This window comes from Amycolatopsis sp. NPDC052450 (genome assembly GCF_044547565.1).
GTDB lineage: Bacteria > Actinomycetota > Actinomycetes > Mycobacteriales > Pseudonocardiaceae > Amycolatopsis.
The window spans coordinates 169,450-186,619 of record NZ_JBIUAQ010000016.1; the positions used below are offsets into that span (position 1 = coordinate 169,450).

The window sequence follows — 17,170 nt, forward strand, 5'->3', positions numbered from 1 at the left end:
ACACGCCATCTCTCTGTCTCTGGCACCCTGTCGTCCTCGAGCACATAATCGGTGTCAGTGGGGGCATGTCGGCTCCTCGCGGTTTCATCGGCCCGGGAGGACTCCACGATGAAGTTGCCGGACCGCGATCGCACTCCGATACGGTTCGCCGTCCTCACCTCTGTCACCGGTGGTCTCATTCTCGCCGGGGTTCTCGCGATGATCCGTAGCGACGTGCTGATCGCGAAGGTGCCCGCATGGACCCTTCTGGTCGCAGGAGTGCTGGCCGCAGCTCCTCTGCTGCGGCGGGTGCCATCGACCAGACGCACACGTCAGGCATTCCTGGTGACGTCGGCCTTCCGGCAGAAGTACTGGATCGCGGGCTTGGTGCAACGCCTGCACTGCACGCTGGACCGCGCCAACATCGATCTGGTGCTCAAGGTGCCCGACCTGGACTACGATTCCGCCGCGCAAGCGCACCATCTACGCAGGGTCCTGGCCGCGCGCCACCGCTACATCGGCGGAATCATCGTCGCGACCGAAGTACACCGGCTCCGGCCGGATCTGGTCGAGTTCTGCTCCGACCTGACCTTGCCGGTGGTTTTCACCGACATCGAACCGTTCGACGACGAGGACCACTACCCGGGCAACGCCGCCTTCGTCGGCTACCTCAGTTCGGACCTCGGGACCCTCGCCGGCCGCTGGCTGGTAGCCCACCTACGCAAAAACGACAGACAGCCGCCACACGTGCTGATCGTGGCCAGCAGGCAACATCAGGCCCGGCAAAGCCACTGCGCGGCTGTCCTCCAGGCCGACTTGCCCGGCGTTTCGATCACCATCAACGAGACGTGCGCCTTCCATCGCGCACGCGCCTACGACGCCGTGCTGTCCCACACCCGCCTGCTCACCTCACGACACGGTCGCCTGGACGCCGTTTTCTGCACCAACGACGAAATGGCACTGGGCGCCGTCGACGCCCTCCGAACGATCACCTCCCCTGTCACGACGGACACCGTGGTCATCGGCGTAGACGGAACCACCGAGGCAAGGACTCTGATCGACGCCGGCACGAGCCCCCTGCGAGCCACCGTCGTCCAGGACTCCCACCGCCTTGCCGAGAGTGTCGTCGATGTCCTGGAGAAGATGCACAAGCGCCGCAAGACAACGAAACGCACCATCCTTGATCCCGAGGTCTATGAAACGAAATAACCGTCGCGTCGCATACAGGAGAACGGCAAGCCTGATTCCAGATGTCCTGTGGCCGAACTTGTCGGAGTGTGGCGCCGCTGGCCTGCCTTCCGTCGCTTAATCCGGACGTGCTCGCTGTCAACTCGGTGAGATCCGCCGGGTTTCGACGACCTTGGCGTTGTAGTGGGCACCGTTCACGACCGTAGTCTCGAGGAGTACCTCGAAATGCTTCATCTTCTTCATCCTGCGGAGAAACTTCCGGTCTCCGAGCTTCTCCGCCGCAGCCGCGGTGCCATGTTCCCAGTACCCCGCCACAATGACGATCTCCGACGTATCCGGAGCCAGCGGGTTCGACGTCCGGATGATCAAGGCATAGTCACTGACCGGATACCCTGACTCGTCGTACCGCGGTGCAAGCACACGGCCGGTGCGCACATCACGCACCACAGCCGCCCCATGCTCCAGATCCTCGGCGAAACCGTAGGAGACCACTCCGTTCAGCTTCGCCAACATCGTCCTCGTCACCGCATTCGCCACCGGACCGCCGATCAGGACCAGGTCCGAACTCAGCTCACGCGGCGACAACTGCTTCGACTCCGCGATCCTGCCTGCGAAACCCAGCCCGCGAAGCTGGGCCTCGACGTCCACCAGCGCTCCGATGTCGCCCATGCCCACCACACCGGCTCTGGCCCACCGCCGATGCAGCTCGAAGTCATGAGCTCCCAGGACGATCAACGGGTGTCGGCCACCCAAAGCCCGCCAGAACCTCCTTGCGCGGACCAGCCTGAGACGCCGTCTCACAGTCGTCGACAACCAGACCAGCACACCCCCGATGGCGGCCGCGATCAGATTGCGGGAGATATCGGGTAACGCGTGGAGCAGCCAACCGCCGACACCTCCAACAGCCAGGCCCATACACAACCGCCCCTCGTCAACGCGCTCCCTCCTCCAGTCGCACACAGCACGCGTACCGTTACCGCCACAAATAGTCAAAGCACACGGCGTGCCCCCGAATGTCGAGGTCCGGCTCCGCGCCGACGTACCAGCACTGGTTCGAACCGCTGACGTGGTCACGCTGGAGAACCAAAATCTACGCGCTCAGCGGCGGCTAGAATAGCGGCGCAGTTCTATCTCTCTCCAGGTTTGCCACCGGCCTCTTGCTGGGCTAGCCAGTACTTCGCGAAAGCTTCTGCAGGTCGCTCGCGAGAAGTCTTGACTTGGACGTACTCCCAGCCGCGACCGACGTCCCTTTCGATATATGGGGCAACCAGATCGCGTCATCCTGCCGCACGTGATCCCACAACTTCGGCAAATCCTTTGCCTCAAAGAGAACCTGCCTGCCGAGATTTGACATGTCAACAACAATGGCTTCAGGTGGAGAACCTGATGCTTCCCGTATAGCTTTCTCGAGCCCTGCACGATCTTTGGCCACATCCTGCACGAACTCCTGAAATTCAGCCTGAGACTTCAATTCTTCACCGGGGCCGTTCATATGAATTTGATTGACTCAACGTTTCATTTTTGGTTCTAAAATCTCGTGACCGGGTAGAGAATTGGCGATCTCCTTGACAATATCCGGCGTAGTCCGCCCCTGCTTTTCGTCAAGGAACATGCGCAGCTGGGCTAGTCATTTGCCTGCCTCATCTGATCTGTCTGCTCCAGTAGGTCACCAAGCGCCCGCTGGTGAAACATGTCGAGCAGGTCGTACTCGTCCTGCTGGGCAAGTTCCGACTCCGCGACCGTGTGTCACCGGCGGCGGCAACTCCCGCCGCGCCTGATCGACCAGGTCGTCGTCCTCGTCACTGGACGACGTGGCCGGAGCAGGAGGAGCGGACTGTCCAGAGGCGTCAGCCGAAGTGGACTCCGCCGGTACTCCCAAGTCGCGGAAATAACCTTTGAGCAGGTCGGAGGACTGGCCAATCAGGCCAGTCACCGTCGCTGACGAGGCGTTCACCTCGGCGGGTAGGCCCAGGCAACCTGGTGAAGTCGGCATCAGACACACCGGCCGCGACCTCCGACCACTTCACGCCAGCTTCGTCAAGCTCGTGACCGGCCTGCTTGAGAGCGGCGATAGCCGCCTTCGCCTTGACGACTGCCGTCCGCATTTCCGCTGCGATCTTCTCGACCACCTCGGAGATCGACTGGCAGGAGCGTTCCCGCAGGTCAAGGTGCTCTAGCATCGGCCTCGGCCTTGTGTCGGCCGTTCGGCGACCTTGTCCGTCGTTGAATGCCCAGCCGAGAAGACACGGACCCTGTTTCCGGTGGCCGCTACCTTCGACGCCGCCGAACGAGTGAACAACTGTCGACGTGACAACGGGAGAACCCGAAGTGGCGTACCTCTCGACGAGCCGCCGGATCAGGCAGGCGCAAGGAAAGGGGCGACACGGTGAAGACCTTCACACGACGGGACACAGGCACAGCGGCGGCAACCGTAGGCGCCGGTCGAACAGCGAAGCGAGCGACCGCAGCTGTCGCTGCACTCGCCATCGCCAGCAGCGTGGCATTGGCAGGAGCACCGAGCGCAGCGGCTACTGCTGCTGAAGACCCCACGCAAGTCAAGCTTTCGTACTACGCAACCTCGTTCGTCGGCAACGTCCACTGGTTCAACAGGTCCGTTCGAGTCGATGGCCTGCTCCGCGCCCTGCCAGGCAGCTGTCGACGGGTTTGGGCTGCGACGATGACCGCCGACTCCCGGCAATTGGACGCCCGAAGCACCAGCCTCCAATGCGGGACTTCTGAAAAGAGCATCACCGTACCTGCCGATGTTCCTGGCGGAGCAGCAAAGGTTCAGTTCATATTCAAAGGACCCGATGACTCGGTGTTGGACGCCTGCGTGGCGTATATCGGCGACGAATTTTGTGATTAAGAATCGTCCGGGTAGACCTACCCACTGACCTGGGATGGGGACCACCCGTCCTACGCAGCGACGAACGACCAGGCGTTTCTGACCCGCCAGTCGATCATGCGAACAGCCTCTGAACTGCAAAAACAAGTACACCATAATACTGGGGGGCAAGGGGGTCGCAGGGTCGAATCCTGTCAGCCCGAGCGGAAGACGAAGCCCCTGGCTTGTACCTCAGGTACAGGTCAGGGGCTTATTCGTGTTCAGTTCAAAACCAGGCCGATAATCTTGAGGTGAAGTCCCTGTGGACCGGTTTCTGGTCCACAGAGACTCCCTGTCCCCTGCGAACTCCTGCGAGCTCGGGCTCGACGTCAGGAAGGTAGCCATGCGTAACGAGGTCATGCAAAAACTGGACGTCCTGGTCGGCTCGTGGCGGACAACGCTGTGCAACGCCTGGTTCCTGGACCCAGCCGACCAGGAGGTGCCTGGCTCAGCGACGGTCGAGTGGCTCGGTGACGCGTTCGTGGTCCTCCGCTGGACCATGGGCGACGGCGACGACAAGGCCGCGAGCGAGATGGTCCTGGTTCTCGGCCGCAGCGATACCCACGACACCTACACAGCCCTCTACCACGACGAACGAGGTGTCTGTCGGGTCTTCGCCATGACTTTCGACGGCACCCGCTGGCACCTGAACCGCCAAGACCCCGACATGCACCAACGCTTCATCGCCGACGTCCAACCAGACCGGATCAACGCACGCTGGGAAGCATCCGAAGACCACGGATCCACCTGGCGCAAGGACTTCGACGTCATCTTCGAACGGATCTAGCAACGCACGGCACGGAAGCCAAGTCGAGATCGTTTTGCCCGGACAGGGAATGATGTCGCGCCCGGCGGACTTGGGTGCCTCCCCTCTCAGGCGAGGGTGGCGCCGTAAGCGGCGAGCACGGGGCGTAGTGGCTGGAAGAAGCTGACTTGACTGTTCCCGCCGGACAGCACTCCGTAGCCGACGCCGCCGTAGAACAACGGGCCGCCGCTATCGCCGCTCTCGATGGGGATATCGGTCGCGATCGTCCCGACGACCTGCTTGTCCTCGCCGTAGTTCACGGTCTGGTTGAGGCCGAGGACTTTCCCGCACGTCTTCTTCGTCGTCATGCCGCTCTTGCACACCTGTTGTCCCACCTGTGGGATGCCCGCGCGAAGGATCCGCTGGGTGCTGCCATCGTATAAATTGACCTGGCTGTGCCCGGAGCCGGAAAGGTCCCGGACACGACCGTAATCGGTCCCCGGGAAATGGGTGTCCACGTTGGGGCCGATACCTTCCCAGTCCAGCCCGTGTTCGATGCAGTGCCCGGCCGTGAGGATGTAGCGGACGCCCTTGACTAGGATCGCGAACCCCGCTGAACAATAATACGGTTCACGGCCGGGTCCTGGCGAGACCGTGTACATCGCATTACCGCTGTTCACCGCAGACCGCTGCGCCGCACCGACCGCCGACGGAGCCGCGGAAACGACCGGGCAGGACAACAAGACGGCCGCAACCGCGGAAAACAGCACCCCGGCCTGCTTACGGCGTGAGTAGCCGAACATGATGATGTCCTTCCATCCTCAGGAGACTGGAGATGTGCGACCAGTCCAGTGCCGCGTGGCCGGCGGCACAACCGGAGTCAGCCTGACGAGTGATCAAGAGCCGCCGGCCACCGGCATGAGAGTGCAGCTGCCGCTGAGTCAACGGCATAAGAGAGCACCGGATCATGGCCGATCGGCATGACATACCATCTGGATGATGGCGTACGCGGGCTCCCGGACCATGAATGTCGGAACCTGGTTGCTACCCGACGATGAAGGCGCGTTCGACCTGGCGTTGCGTGACACGTTCCCTGGTGCCGGTTGGCAGTGCTCGCAGCCAGGACCACTGGGACTCCACCCCGTCCACCTCCACGGCTCGCTGACAAACGCGATGACCTGCGGCGGCCGTGGAGTTCAAGCGTTCCTCCACCTACCGATCGGCGCGAGCCTGCCATCAGCCGTCACGCTCGCCGATGACGTCCCCTTGCCGGACGGGCCACCGGTCGCTGCCATCATGCAGCTCTTGCGCTCGACTCGCCGACATGATCCCGGCGGTACGTACTGCGATCACGACGCCCGGTACCAGCACCCGGAAGGCAGTGCACACTTTGATGCCGGCAGGCTGGCCGTACGCTGGTTTGCGGACGAAGTCGGTGACTCCGCACAACAGGTCCTCCAGCGGCAAGCACGGGCGATTCGGTCGGCACTGATGGCCACCACTCGTCCGGCTCGCATCAAAGATGCGAATGGCCGACGGCTGACTGGCTACCGCATCGGTCCGGCCGCTCAGGCGATGGTCGAAACGACGGGCATCCTTCTCGGCCGCGCCGGACTACAGCGGTTTCAGCTCGACTGAACTGATCCTTCTTTGGACGCAGATCGTGTTGAGAAGTGGCGTAACACCACTTCATCCCGCCCCATAGGAGTGAGTATGGCGTTGCCGGCCAACTGTCAACGCCGGGAATAGCCTCCGCCCGCGTCGGTGGTGCGGCACGGTAGGAGGCGCCTAGACGACCAGGACTGTTTCGTCGGGGCGACACGATGAGCCCTCGCGTACCCGGAAATTCGGGACTACAGGTCGAACTCTCCCGGCGCGAGGCTGCGCGCCAAGCAGAACTCGTTTCCTTCCGGGTCCGCCATGACCACCCAGGACCGGCCGTCTCCCTGTCCCACATCCGTCTTGGACGCGCCGAGCGCGAGCAACCGCTCCAGTTCGGTCTGCTGGTCACTGTCGATCGGACAGACCTCGAAGTGCAGCCGGTTCTTGACGTTGGTCTTGGCCTCGGGAACACGGACGAAGACCATGTTCGGCACAGCGGGTCCGCCACGCAACGCGGCCAACCGCTGTTCGTCCGGCTCCTCCGGATCGGGCCCGATCTCGACCGCGGCGCCGTTCTTGTCCTCATAAACGACGTATCCCAGAACGCCGCACCAGAAATCCGCCAGGCGCCGCGGATCCACGCTGTCGATGGTCGCCCATTCGAACCGGCTCGTCATGCACAATGCCTTTCCCTTTCGGATATCCCGGCTTCATTCTATTCCATGCGCCACGGTCGGGGGCCCTCGAAGGATGCAGGGTTCCGGCCGGCCCTGGCCCACCCGATTCGCCGATGGCACGGTCACTGTCAGCACTCCCGCCGCCCACGTGTCGACGATGGCCGGTGGCGGTTGCCCACGGCGACGACCCGCAGTGCACAACCTCCTGTCATCGGCATAAGCGTGAACGGACGCTTATGCCGGCGATGTGCGCGGACTGTCACGTCCGCAGGACGGTGTCCTCGAAAGCGAGCGCTGGTCGAGTCCGCACGAATGCCCGGCCGCGGCAGCCTTCCGCGTAGTACTCCAACACGACGATGGGGCCGGCCTTGCGGTCATCAACGGTGAGCAGGGTCGCCTGTTCTCGGTGGACATCGATAACGAGGTCCGATGCCCATGTGTACCGAACGCGGACGCTCTGATGCAGCACGTCCCAGGACAGGTGGAGCTCCCCGGTCACGGAGACGGGCACCCGTAGCTCCCGCACCCATTCGTCGCCCGACGCCTCTTCAACCTGCGGGACAACACCGAACGCGGAGAGCCAGACGTCGTCATCGGCGACCACGAATTCCACCCAGGAAGGGTACGCCGGATCGTTTCGGGTTCAGCGCGCCGTATCCACGCCGATCTCTCATGATTCGTCCAGGTGTGAGCAGTAGACAGCAAGGCCAGGCGACTCCCGAGGTCCAGTCCTTTCGACTTACCGGCGTGGTTCAGGCGATGAGGGATCGTCCACGACAGGGTCGCCACCAGGTACCAGATCGCTCCCAGGCGTCGTCGGCCTTCGTGGGTTCGCCCATCACCTGGTGAGACTCGCCCAACTCGCGGAAGAGTCGGGCACCAGGCCCACACTGGCCGACCCTCCGTGCCGGACCAGGCGCTCAGGGCAGCGGCCTACAGACCGTATGCGCGCACGAAGGTGTCGACGGCCGAGTCCGCTATGCCTTCGAGTTCACCCTCCGGGAGAACGCGAGCACCGAGGCGAGAGCGAGATTCCAGCGGCCCGATCAGTAGAGCGAGGAAGTGTTCGGCGGCCCTGGCCGGATCGCAGGAGCGGAGAGCGCCGGAAAGGGCGAGGCGGGCGAACCGGTCGGCCAGCGCCTCGGTCAGATCCACCGACGTGCGCTCCTGCATGGCGACCACCAGCTCGGGGAACGTGGCCAGTTCGGCGTAGGCCAACGACCGGAGCGCGTGCGAACGCTCGCCGGAACAGATCCGCAGCAGCCGGGAAGCCGCGGTGCCGAGAGTCGCGCGGACATCTGCTCCCGCATCGCGGAGCGGCTCGATGGCGTCGAGCGAGTCGGCGGCGACACCGTCGGCGGCGGCCGCCATGGAGGCGCGGAACAGCGTTTCCTTGTCGCTGAAATGGTTGTAGACGGTGGGTTTCGCGACCTTGGCCTCGTCCGCGATCTCCTGAACGGAAGCCCGGGCGTAGCCACGGCGCGCGAAGACCGTGAAGGCCACGTCCAGGATCGCTTCACGTTTGTCGACCCGTCCGCGCGGAGCGGTCACCTTCGTCACGACACGATCCTCTCCACCGGGCTCCGAGATCCAGGATTGCACATGAACCCACCCGTTCACTACATTGAACTCATCGGTTCAAAGTACGGGAGGAAGTCTTGATCGTCCAGTTCATGCGCTTCGCGTTCCGCGAGGAGAGCACCGAGGAGCAGAAGACCCGCGCGTTGGAGTTGATCCGCCGGACCGCGGCGGTGGAGTCGATAGCGTTCTCCACGGTCGGCAGGTTCCTCGGCGACCCGGCCGCGGGCTACACCCACGCGTACTGCTTCGGCCTCGCCGACCTCGGCGCGCTCGAGCGCTACATGTACGACCCGGTCCATCTGGCCGGAGATCCGGAGATCCTCCCGCACTACGCCAAGCTGCACGTCGGGGTCGCCGTCACCGACGACCCCGATCCGGAGCTGGCCGCGAAGATCACCGCCGTGTACGAAGGCAAGCTCGCCAGGTATCCCGAATGGGAGCGGCTGATGACGACGATCCCCGACGTCCGGTTCGGGTGATCGGGCTGTCTCGCGACGGAACGCCGATCGTGCGGAAACCGGCGGCCGGCGCCACCCGCGAGCGAGGACACTCGGAGTGGTCATCGCACCCGCCACTATTGCCGTGAGTCCTCCGAATGGCCGCAGGAGAAATACGTAGCGTATTTCCGCCTCGGCTTAGCGAAAACGCAATTCCACCTCGATCGAGTGAACTCAACCGGCGCGATCGACCTGGTAAAACGCGGCAAAAGCGCAGGCAGATTCGTTTCGATCACCTAACGTGTGCATTGATCAACGCACTGCTTTCCTGTTAGAGATGATCGTTCCCGATTCGTCTCCCGTTGCGGATGACTCTGCGCAAGGACAGGCCCCGATGACTCAACTGCAGACCTCTTGCGGTGGCGCACGCCCACATCCGGTTCGCGCGCTTCTCGTACTGGTGCTGGCGATGCTTCCGCTGTCCGGCTGCGGTACCACCGGGGACGAGGGTGGCGGCGCCGCTGCCCCCGTGGCGCCGCCACCCTCGTCGCCCGAGATGTTCGCCTCGCTGCCGGAGGCGAACACCTTCGGCCGCCTGGACTCCGCGCCCGCGGACCCCTCCCCCACCCTCCCCGCCGACGGTGAAGTACTGCATCCCAAGGCGGATGCGGTGGTCTACCGCGCACCCGGCGCGGAGCCGATCGCCCGGCTGCCCGAAACCCAGATCGGCTCACCGACCTGGGTCCCGGTGATCGCCCGGCAGGGCGACTGGGCACAGGTGCTGCTGCCCGCCCGGCCCAATGGCGCGACCGGCTGGCTGCACGCGACCCCGGAATCCGTGGAATCGGCGCACAACGACTTCCGGGTCGACGTGGACCTCGCCGGATTCCGCCTGGAAATCCTGGAACTGGGCAAGCCGATCGGCTCGTGGACCATCGGCACCGGAAAGCCCGAGCACCCCACGCCCACCGGTCGCGCGTTCATTCTCGCCTCGATCAAGGAGAGCGTGAACACCTACAGCCCGATCGTGCTGCCGCTGAGCAGCCATTCCGATTCGCACGAGACCTTCGGTGGCGGGCCCGGCACGGTCGGCCTGCACACCTGGCCGGACGACAGCTTCGTCGGCAAGGCCACCAGCGACGGCTGCATCCGGGTCACCCGCGAGGCATTGGACCGCCTCGTGGAGCTGCCGCTCGGCACCGTCGTGAACATCACCTGAAACTCGATCATGGAGGTAATTCCCTTGTCCCCACGCACAACCAGCGTGCTCGCCGGCGCGGCCGCGGCCTGCCTGGCCTTCACCGCCACTCCCGCCGTGGCCGCCCCTGCCGAGTCCGCCTACGCCATCGCCGCGTCCGGTCTGGTCACGATTCCCCGTACGCCTTCGGTTTCCGGCGCGGGCAAGGAGTCGCTCGCCTCAGTGGCGCTGCCGGCCGCTGGCCCGTCCCTGGTCAGCGCGAAAGCACTGAACGCCGACGTGAAACCGGGGCACGCCAAGTCCAGCGTCGCCGGTCTCTCGCTGAACCTCGCCACCCTGCCCGCCGGGGCCACTTTGCCCGGGCTGAGCGCCGACGTGATCAAGGCCGAATGCCAGGACGGCAAGGGTTCGGTGTCGATCGCGAACCTGACGGTGGGCGGCAAGGCGATCAAGCTCGACCAGGTCCCGCCCAACACCACCGTCCCGCTGGCCCCGCTGCTCGAACTGGTGGTGAACAAGCAGACCAAGAACGCCGGCGGCACGCTCACCGTGACCGCCGTATCGGCCAAGCTGCTCGGCCGGACGCAGACGCTGGACATCGCGTCGGCGACCTGCGCCAAATCTCCCGGCGCCACCCCGGAACCGCCGGCCAAACCCAGCGGTGACAAGCCTCAGCCCGGCGGCAAGGCCCCCAAGCCCACCCCGGTCCCCGCACACCTGGACGTCACCGGCTGACCGCCCCGGACGGGCCGATGAACCGGCGAGCGAACAGGATCGCGCCCGGCTTCGGCTCGTCCGGACTCAGCAGATGCTGCGCCTCCACCGCGAAACCCGCTTCGCGGAGCCCATCGGCCACGCGGGACGGCCGACGAAGGTACCCGTTCGCCGCCCGCGTGGGCTGGTCGCCGTTCCCGCTCGTCTCGTCCCCGACGTGGAAACCCACGGCCACCATCCCGCCCGGTCGCACGATCCGGTGGAACTGCGCGAGCACGCCCGGCACCACCTCGTCCGGGATGTGGATCAGCGACCACCACGCGAGCACGCCGGCGAGAGAGCCTTCGTCGACCTCGAGGTCGGTCATCGAACCGACCTCGAATCGCACATCGGGGTGTTCCCGGCGAGCGATCTCGATCATCGCGGGAGACAGGTCGATGCCGAACGCGTCCACGCCCAGCTCCCGCAGCAGCGCGGCGGTGTGCCCCGGCCCGCAGCCCACGTCCGCGACAGGCCCGCCACCGATCGCGCGGACCAGGTCGGCGAACAGCACGACCCCCGCGCGAACGTGAAGCTTCCTGTCGAGCAGGTCTCGGGTCTCGTCGGCGTAGCCGGCCGCGAGAGTGTCGTACGAGTTCCGGGTCTCACTCAACCAGGTCATCAACGAACCGTAGCTTCTGCGATCGGCGAGTTTCCTGAAAGTCCCTCGTGGACGCGAGCGACCAAGGTATCGTCCAGGTCGACTTCCAGGATCTACATCTACTGAGCGGGCAGTGAAGATGGAGGCGGACGGTGTCACAAGGTTTCGCGGTCGACCCTGAATTGGTCAAGCACGCCGCCCAGCGCGCGAGCGAGGCCGTCACCCATTTCGAAACACACGGCACGGCCGTCAAGAACGCGCAAGCCGTGATCGAGAGGAATTCCGCGCTACTCGGCGACTACGGCGACGCCGGAGTCTTCTTCCACGCCTGTGAAGACTTCAACAACAAGTTCAAAGAAATCTTCGACACGCTCATCGCATACAACGACAGCTTCGTCGACACGGCCCGGCGGCTGCAAGGCGGTCTGCAGACGGCTTCGAAGCTCTATGCCGAAACCGAAACGGCCGCCGGTGAACGACTCCGGCGCATCGGGGAACCCTGGATGGACGGGGGCCCCTGATGGGACAGCCACCGTACTGGCCGGATCGCGCTCCGGGACATTACCCGCAATTCGACAGATACCAGGACCAGTGCGGCGAACTGGCACTCTGGGCCCGATGGGTGGCCGGCTGGGTGGATTGGCTGCTCCACGACTACGGTCCTACCGGCCCGCACCCCGACCGGTGGGTCAACTATCCGTTCGAACGGTTCTTCCATCCGTCCGACGTGATCGCGCACCAGCAGCTCAAGGTCATGCATCAGGGGTGGCTGGCCATCGACGAACTGCGCTACAAATCGGCAGGCGAGGCAAGCCCCAGCCTCGACGTGCTCAACAACCTCGACAGCGCGCTCGGCGCCGCGCTCGGCAGGTGGGAAGGCGATGTCGCGGTCGGCGTGCAGACCTACCGTGAAGAACTGGAGAACTACACCGAGCCCTACATTCTGGCGGTCGGCAAACTCGGCCAGTGCCTCATCGCGTATTCCCAGATCTTCGAACAGGCGCGAGCCGACATGGTGAAGGTCATGAAGCAGTTCGTCGGGGCGCTCCAGGCCGAGACGTTCGCCGACCCCGAGTTCGAACAGCTCGGCCTGACCATGTTCGACGTCATCGGCAATTGGGTACTTGGTAAATTCCCGTTCGCCATCGACAAGATCCTCGGCCTGGACAAGGTGCTGGCCGAAGCCGTTCAAGGTGCACAGCGGACGAAGGAACCCGCGGCGATCGGCGGTGGCAACTACTGGGAGATCTGCGATTCGTATCTGGTGGCCGCCAACGGGATCTGCGACGACGCGCGCGCGGCGATCACCAAATTGACCACGCGCCTGGACAACGTCGATGACGAACTACGTGATCCCCCGCAACTGAACGTCGACGTGAATCGTTGAGTCCCGAAGTGACCGACAGACCGTCCAAAATGGACGAAGACCTCCGAACGGTATCCGCGCCACTCAGGCACGGCTGACCGCGCTGGTCGTCCGCCGACGAGCGATGGCCGTCGGCACGGCGACAGCCCTGCTGCCCACGGTCGCCTTGTTCGCGCCGGCCCTCTTCGCCTCGGGTCTCGACGTCGACCACGCCGCCCACGCAGCCTCTAGACCAGGACGACCCCATCATGCGGTCCGACAAGAGCGGCGGTCCGGCGTTCGGACACGAAATTCTGTCGACAGTCCTCCAACCACCCACGTGGATGAGCCCTTCCGCGGACGAAAGGCTTTATTCTGGAAAGTACGCGCCCTGGACCGCGGCCGGCCGGTGATGGTGAAGCTGACTGGATCGGGGTGACCAGAGGTGCCGACCGACGACCCTCCGCGTGAACCAGCGCCGACAGGACGATGCCCGGCTGAGCGCTCTCAGGACTGGCCCACTCGCCACGGTGGTGGCTACCCGCCGGGCTGGCGAGTCCGCTATCGCCGCCACCCGCGCCGAGGCTCTTCCCGTCCGGCCACCTCGGTCGAACAGGCCGGGCGAGTGCGAACCGGAACAGTCGCGGGATGCAGCCTGCGCGACGAGCACACCGGCACCGTCTGGGTCCCGATCCGCCCGGATGGCGTCCCCACCGATACCCCCGCTCGCGTCGTCAGGGCGACGGACATCCTCGACGCCAGCCCACCGATACACCGTCCGGACTGAACCCGGGGTGATCGTGAATGTCAGTGCGTGCGTGCCACCCCGGCCAGGCCGCGGGAACGCGAGGCGTCCTTGTCGGCGCCCGCGACATCGGGACGCCATCGAGGCAGCCACACCAGCCCGGGCTCGACCAGCTCCAGGTCTCCGAAGAACTCAGCGATCTGCTCGCGTGAGCGCATGATCGCGGCGTGGTTGGTCCGGCGCCCGTACTCCTGCGCCACCCGCTTGCCCGCGTTCTGCGTCTCGACGTCCTCGGGCGCGACGTGAATGTGCGACACGGCCAGAAAGCTGCCCGGCGGCAGCATCGCGCGGTGAAAACCGAGTGCGGCGTGCGGATTCCGCTCGTCGGGCATGAAATGCAGCAGTGCGACCAGAAGCAGCCCGATGGGCTCGCTTCGATCGATCAGGCCGGTGTCCATCACTCGGTCCCACAACAGGCGCCGGTCGAAGAAATCGGCGTCCAGCGCGGCATGCCGGGCCGGGTCCGCCGTCTCTTCGAGCAGGATCTGGGCGTGCGCTTGGGCGATCGGCTCGTTGTCGATGTACACCACCCGGCATTCGCCCGGCGCCACCTCGTCGGCGACCTCGTGCACGTTGCCCTGCGTCGGCAACCCGGACCCGATGTCCACGAACTGCCGGATCCCCTGCCCCACCATGAAACGGACGGCACGACCGAGAAACGCCCGGTTCGCGCGGGCGAAATCCCGGATCTCCGGCAGCACGGCGAGCTGCTTCTCGGCGAAAGCCTGGTCGACGGCGTAGTTGTGCGTCCCGCCGAGCAGGTAGTCGTACACCCGCCCCACCGAAACCTTGTCCACCGACGCGGCCACCCGTGCGACCTCATCCATGCTCATCCCGATCCCCCAAGACCTTCGTGCAGGAAACGCATCGAAGACCGCACAGTACCGGTCGTGAAGTGCCATGGGCCGATCTGCCTCCTCCCTTGCGGTGAACGAACCGAAACACGGGAAATACGCGGCTAGCCTCGAAAGCGGAGGTGGGCCGTGGACTTCTCGACAGCCGCTTAGGTCGCGTCCTCGGCATCATGGACGTTCTTCACTATCTTGAAGCAGGCCGCTTTCGGACGACTGTGCCCCTTCGTGTGAAAGACCCCTGCCGGTCCGGTGGATGTGGTCGCGACGTTCTACACATCCAGGAGCGAGCGTCTCCCATTGAGGAGCTTTCTGTCACTCCGACGTGCGGTCCCTATCGATCCGGCTCGTGCCGAAGATTTCCGTGCAAATGCCCCACCTGGATCGCCGTGCCGAAGTCGCCGCCGGTGATGATGTTCGTCGTACCCGCCGGTCGGGGGGCCTCAAGAGTGACCGGCGTGGGTTCCGCCTCGGCACCGAAACCGTGTGTCAGCAGATCGCCGCTCGGCCTGGGCACATAGAGGTGGACCATGCCCGAGTACTCCTTGACCTGGACCCGCTTGGCCACCAGCAAAGACGAAGGAAGCCGCGCGTATTCCGTCTGCAGCACGTCCTCGAAGACCCGCTGCGACATCGCCACCGCCAAGAACGTCTGCCCGGGATCGGATCGCGCCAGCAGGTCACGCACCTCGGGCGCGTCGAGCAGCCGATGCGTCGTGATCACCGTGCTGCCGACCACGGCCGCGGAGCCGGGATCCCGGACCGGGCCGACGTTCAGGCTCGCCCGCATCCGCAGCCGGACTCGCCGGTCGCCGGCGGGCCACCGGGCGTCCCGTTCCGCCAGCGCCTCCTGGAGCGCGTCGAAGAACCGCATCACCACCGCGGGCAGGTGCCGCGTCGCGAAACCGATCCCGAAACCGTCGCCGGTGTCATGCGGGAACAACGCCTCACGCCAGACATGGCCGAGCCCCGCGCGTTCGAAGGCGAGCGCCAGCACGTCGGGAATGGCGTCCGCGAGCGCGGCCTGCCCTCGATCGGAATGACCGCCGAATTCCTTGGTGTCCACGACCAGCACCGCACGGTACGGCGGCAATTCGTCGATGTCCGTCATCGCGCTCCTTTCCCGGATTCAGAGTGCGACGTGGCCGGTGATACCCATGACCGTATCGCCACCGACCCAGATCTCGCCGTCGGACTGCTCGATGTGCACCCGCCCGCGGCGGTGCAGCTTCGTGCCCTGAGCGGCGACGTATGCGGCCGGGGCCGCGGCGGCGGGAATGAGCCACTGCGCGATCGCGGCGTTCAGGCTGCCGGTCACCGGGTCCTCCACGAACGTGCCGTCTTCATCGACGAACGCCCGCACCTCGAAGTCCGCCTCACCGCCTGGCAGGTGCGGGCCGAACACGCCGACGTCCGGATATTCACCGAACGCGGCCGGATCGGGCTCGAGCGCCAGTACCGCCTCGGCGGAGGCGAGTCGCACCGCGACCCACGCCGGCCCGTTCTCCGCCCACCGCGCGGCCAGGATGTCGCCCGGTTCGACCCGCAACGCCGCGGCCAGAACATTCACCGTCGATGGCGGCACGGGACCACTTCGGCGCAACGGCGGAGCGGCGAAGGCGAGCCGGTCCCCGTCGCGCCGCACCGCCACCAGACCGGCGCCGCACTCTTGCACCAGGTGGCCCGCCGTCTTCGGCGTGCCACCGCGCTCCAGCCACGCACGAGCGGACCCGAGCGTCGGGTGGCCCGCGAAGGGCAACTCGCGGCTCGTGGTGAAGATCCGCAGCCGGTAGTCGGCGGCCGGATCGGCAGGCGACAGCAGGAACGTGGTCTCACTCAGGTTCGTCCAGCGAGCGAACGCCGCCATCTGCCCGGTGGTGAGGTCGTCGGCGTCATGAACCACCGCGACCGGATTCCCGGACAGGAACTCGTCGGTGAACACATCGACCTGACTGAACGCTCGCATGCCCTCAAAGCTACCGACCGGGCACGGGATGTGGTGCGTTCGACCGGCAGTGCGCGGACACGCCCGCGGATATCTTGTGGCCGAGTCCGACAACACCGAAGGAGCACCATGACGACCGCCCGGCGCGTTCTCACCGTTCTGGCCACCGCGGGTCTGGCCATCTCGGTCTTCGGCGCGGGTTCCGCCGCCGCCGCGACCAAGGGCAAGATCTACATCTCCAACAACTGCGGCAAAGCGGTCGCCACCACGATCCACCGCGGCGGCTTGATGATCGCGGGTACCGGGGCCGCCCCGAACGGCAGCTACTTCGGCTACCCGGTCGATCCCGGCACCTATCAGGTCCGCGTGCCCGCCGGGAACAAGGACGTGAAGATCCTCGACCTCGGCGGCAAGGCGCACTCGGTCATCGTCAGGGCCTGCTGACACCGCACAGTCGACATCGGTCGGCGTGACCGGCCCGAAAGAGCCGGTCACGCCGCCCCAGTGGCGCCGGGGGCACCCGATGGGGCCGTGAAAGCAGTGGGGCTCGGCGGGGCCCCAGGGGGTCACGGCGCGCCC

General features: G+C 65.4%; 18 protein-coding genes. 9 read left to right on the plus strand and 9 right to left on the minus strand.

Features of this window, described 5'->3' with window-relative positions:
* Positions 1–108 precede the first annotated feature (108 nt).
* Entirely contained in the window at positions 109–1,188 is a 1,080-nt protein-coding gene (locus ACIHAO_RS25615; protein ID WP_396561824.1) for a sugar ABC transporter substrate-binding protein, read from the plus strand.
* Between the two features lie 117 nt (positions 1,189–1,305).
* Here ACIHAO_RS25615 and ACIHAO_RS25620 read toward each other — a convergent pair whose 3' ends face one another.
* On the minus strand, positions 1,306–2,082 hold the full coding sequence (locus ACIHAO_RS25620) for a hypothetical protein (RefSeq protein ID WP_396561826.1): 777 nt from the start codon (positions 2,080–2,082) through the stop codon (positions 1,306–1,308).
* 2,312 nt (positions 2,083–4,394) lie between these two features.
* Here ACIHAO_RS25620 and ACIHAO_RS25625 point away from each other — a divergent pair.
* Positions 4,395–4,838: a hypothetical protein gene (locus ACIHAO_RS25625; RefSeq protein WP_396561828.1), complete on the plus strand. Its 444-nt coding sequence runs from the start codon at positions 4,395–4,397 to the stop codon at positions 4,836–4,838.
* A gap of 86 nt (positions 4,839–4,924) precedes the next feature.
* Here the strand turns inward: ACIHAO_RS25625 and ACIHAO_RS25630 are convergent, their stop codons facing one another.
* A complete protein-coding gene (locus ACIHAO_RS25630; RefSeq protein ID WP_396561830.1) occupies positions 4,925–5,599 on the minus strand; it encodes a S1 family peptidase in 675 nt (224 codons plus the stop codon).
* Positions 5,600–5,795: 196 nt separating this feature from the next.
* Between ACIHAO_RS25630 and ACIHAO_RS25635 the strand changes: the two genes are divergently transcribed.
* Positions 5,796–6,434, plus strand: coding sequence for a hypothetical protein (locus ACIHAO_RS25635; RefSeq protein ID WP_396561832.1), 639 nt, complete (start codon positions 5,796–5,798; stop codon positions 6,432–6,434).
* Positions 6,435–6,649: 215 nt separating this feature from the next.
* On the opposite strand, the gene ACIHAO_RS25640 is transcribed toward ACIHAO_RS25635, so the two are convergent.
* The 3 genes from ACIHAO_RS25640 to ACIHAO_RS25650 form a co-directional block, all read right to left on the minus strand.
* Positions 6,650–7,075: a VOC family protein gene (locus ACIHAO_RS25640; protein WP_396561834.1), complete on the minus strand. Its 426-nt coding sequence runs from the start codon at positions 7,073–7,075 to the stop codon at positions 6,650–6,652.
* 259 nt (positions 7,076–7,334) lie between these two features.
* On the minus strand, positions 7,335–7,688 hold the full coding sequence (locus tag ACIHAO_RS25645) for a hypothetical protein (protein WP_396561836.1): 354 nt from the start codon (positions 7,686–7,688) through the stop codon (positions 7,335–7,337).
* A 320-nt stretch (positions 7,689–8,008) separates the two neighbouring features.
* Complete coding sequence (locus ACIHAO_RS25650; protein WP_396561838.1) at positions 8,009–8,635, minus strand: TetR/AcrR family transcriptional regulator; 627 nt, start codon at positions 8,633–8,635, stop codon at positions 8,009–8,011.
* A 98-nt stretch (positions 8,636–8,733) separates the two neighbouring features.
* Here ACIHAO_RS25650 and ACIHAO_RS25655 point away from each other — a divergent pair, with 98 nt between their 5' ends.
* From ACIHAO_RS25655 to ACIHAO_RS25665, 3 genes are all read left to right on the plus strand, one after another.
* Positions 8,734–9,135, plus strand: a complete 402-nt coding sequence (locus tag ACIHAO_RS25655) for a Dabb family protein (protein ID WP_396561840.1) — start codon at positions 8,734–8,736, stop codon at positions 9,133–9,135.
* 352 nt (positions 9,136–9,487) lie between these two features.
* Positions 9,488–10,312, plus strand: coding sequence for a L,D-transpeptidase family protein (locus ACIHAO_RS25660; RefSeq protein WP_396561842.1), 825 nt, complete (start codon positions 9,488–9,490; stop codon positions 10,310–10,312).
* Between the two features lie 24 nt (positions 10,313–10,336).
* Entirely contained in the window at positions 10,337–11,026 is a 690-nt protein-coding gene (locus ACIHAO_RS25665) for a choice-of-anchor P family protein (protein ID WP_396561844.1), read from the plus strand.
* Here ACIHAO_RS25665 and ACIHAO_RS25670 read toward each other — a convergent pair.
* A complete protein-coding gene (locus tag ACIHAO_RS25670; protein WP_396561846.1) occupies positions 11,016–11,666 on the minus strand; it encodes a class I SAM-dependent DNA methyltransferase in 651 nt (216 codons plus the stop codon). The two genes, ACIHAO_RS25665 and ACIHAO_RS25670, sit on opposite strands and share 11 nt — an antisense overlap.
* Positions 11,667–11,797: 131 nt before the next feature.
* Here ACIHAO_RS25670 and ACIHAO_RS25675 point away from each other — a divergent pair, with 131 nt between their 5' ends.
* A complete protein-coding gene (locus tag ACIHAO_RS25675) occupies positions 11,798–12,166 on the plus strand; it encodes a hypothetical protein (protein ID WP_396561848.1) in 369 nt (122 codons plus the stop codon).
* Positions 12,166–13,032 carry a hypothetical protein gene (locus ACIHAO_RS25680; protein ID WP_396561850.1) on the plus strand — a complete coding sequence of 289 codons (867 nt, stop codon included), beginning with the start codon at positions 12,166–12,168 and terminating at the stop codon, positions 13,030–13,032. The genes ACIHAO_RS25675 and ACIHAO_RS25680 overlap by 1 nt, the downstream gene beginning before the upstream one ends.
* A gap of 765 nt (positions 13,033–13,797) precedes the next feature.
* On the opposite strand, the gene ACIHAO_RS25685 is transcribed toward ACIHAO_RS25680, so the two are convergent.
* From ACIHAO_RS25685 to ACIHAO_RS25695, 3 genes are all read right to left on the minus strand, one after another.
* Positions 13,798–14,622: an SAM-dependent methyltransferase gene (locus ACIHAO_RS25685; protein WP_396561871.1), complete on the minus strand. Its 825-nt coding sequence runs from the start codon at positions 14,620–14,622 to the stop codon at positions 13,798–13,800.
* Between the two features lie 358 nt (positions 14,623–14,980).
* Complete coding sequence (locus ACIHAO_RS25690) at positions 14,981–15,757, minus strand: hypothetical protein (RefSeq protein ID WP_396561852.1); 777 nt, start codon at positions 15,755–15,757, stop codon at positions 14,981–14,983.
* Between the two features lie 18 nt (positions 15,758–15,775).
* The gene (locus ACIHAO_RS25695; RefSeq protein WP_396561854.1) at positions 15,776–16,612 is read right to left on the minus strand and encodes a PhzF family phenazine biosynthesis protein; all 837 of its coding nucleotides are present in this window, start codon (positions 16,610–16,612) and stop codon (positions 15,776–15,778) included.
* 108 nt (positions 16,613–16,720) lie between these two features.
* On the opposite strand from ACIHAO_RS25695, the gene ACIHAO_RS25700 reads away from it, so the two are divergent.
* Positions 16,721–17,035, plus strand: coding sequence for a hypothetical protein (locus ACIHAO_RS25700; RefSeq protein WP_396561856.1), 315 nt, complete (start codon positions 16,721–16,723; stop codon positions 17,033–17,035).
* Positions 17,036–17,170 lie beyond the last annotated feature (135 nt).

Coding starts and splice junctions, on each gene's coding strand:
- ACIHAO_RS25615 (WP_396561824.1), top strand. CDS start 109: ATGAAGTTGCCGGACCGCGATCGCACTCCGATACGGTTCGCCGTCCTC.
- ACIHAO_RS25620 (WP_396561826.1), bottom strand. CDS start 2,082: ATGGGCCTGGCTGTTGGAGGTGTCGGCGGTTGGCTGCTCCACGCGTTA.
- ACIHAO_RS25625 (WP_396561828.1), top strand. CDS start 4,395: ATGCGTAACGAGGTCATGCAAAAACTGGACGTCCTGGTCGGCTCGTGG.
- ACIHAO_RS25630 (WP_396561830.1), bottom strand. CDS start 5,599: ATGTTCGGCTACTCACGCCGTAAGCAGGCCGGGGTGCTGTTTTCCGCG.
- ACIHAO_RS25635 (WP_396561832.1), top strand. CDS start 5,796: ATGGCGTACGCGGGCTCCCGGACCATGAATGTCGGAACCTGGTTGCTA.
- ACIHAO_RS25640 (WP_396561834.1), bottom strand. CDS start 7,075: ATGACGAGCCGGTTCGAATGGGCGACCATCGACAGCGTGGATCCGCGG.
- ACIHAO_RS25660 (WP_396561842.1), top strand. CDS start 9,488: ATGACTCAACTGCAGACCTCTTGCGGTGGCGCACGCCCACATCCGGTT.
- ACIHAO_RS25670 (WP_396561846.1), bottom strand. CDS start 11,666: ATGACCTGGTTGAGTGAGACCCGGAACTCGTACGACACTCTCGCGGCC.
- ACIHAO_RS25680 (WP_396561850.1), top strand. CDS start 12,166: ATGGGACAGCCACCGTACTGGCCGGATCGCGCTCCGGGACATTACCCG.
- ACIHAO_RS25685 (WP_396561871.1), bottom strand. CDS start 14,622: ATGGATGAGGTCGCACGGGTGGCCGCGTCGGTGGACAAGGTTTCGGTG.
- ACIHAO_RS25690 (WP_396561852.1), bottom strand. CDS start 15,757: ATGACGGACATCGACGAATTGCCGCCGTACCGTGCGGTGCTGGTCGTG.
- ACIHAO_RS25695 (WP_396561854.1), bottom strand. CDS start 16,612: ATGCGAGCGTTCAGTCAGGTCGATGTGTTCACCGACGAGTTCCTGTCC.
- ACIHAO_RS25700 (WP_396561856.1), top strand. CDS start 16,721: ATGACGACCGCCCGGCGCGTTCTCACCGTTCTGGCCACCGCGGGTCTG.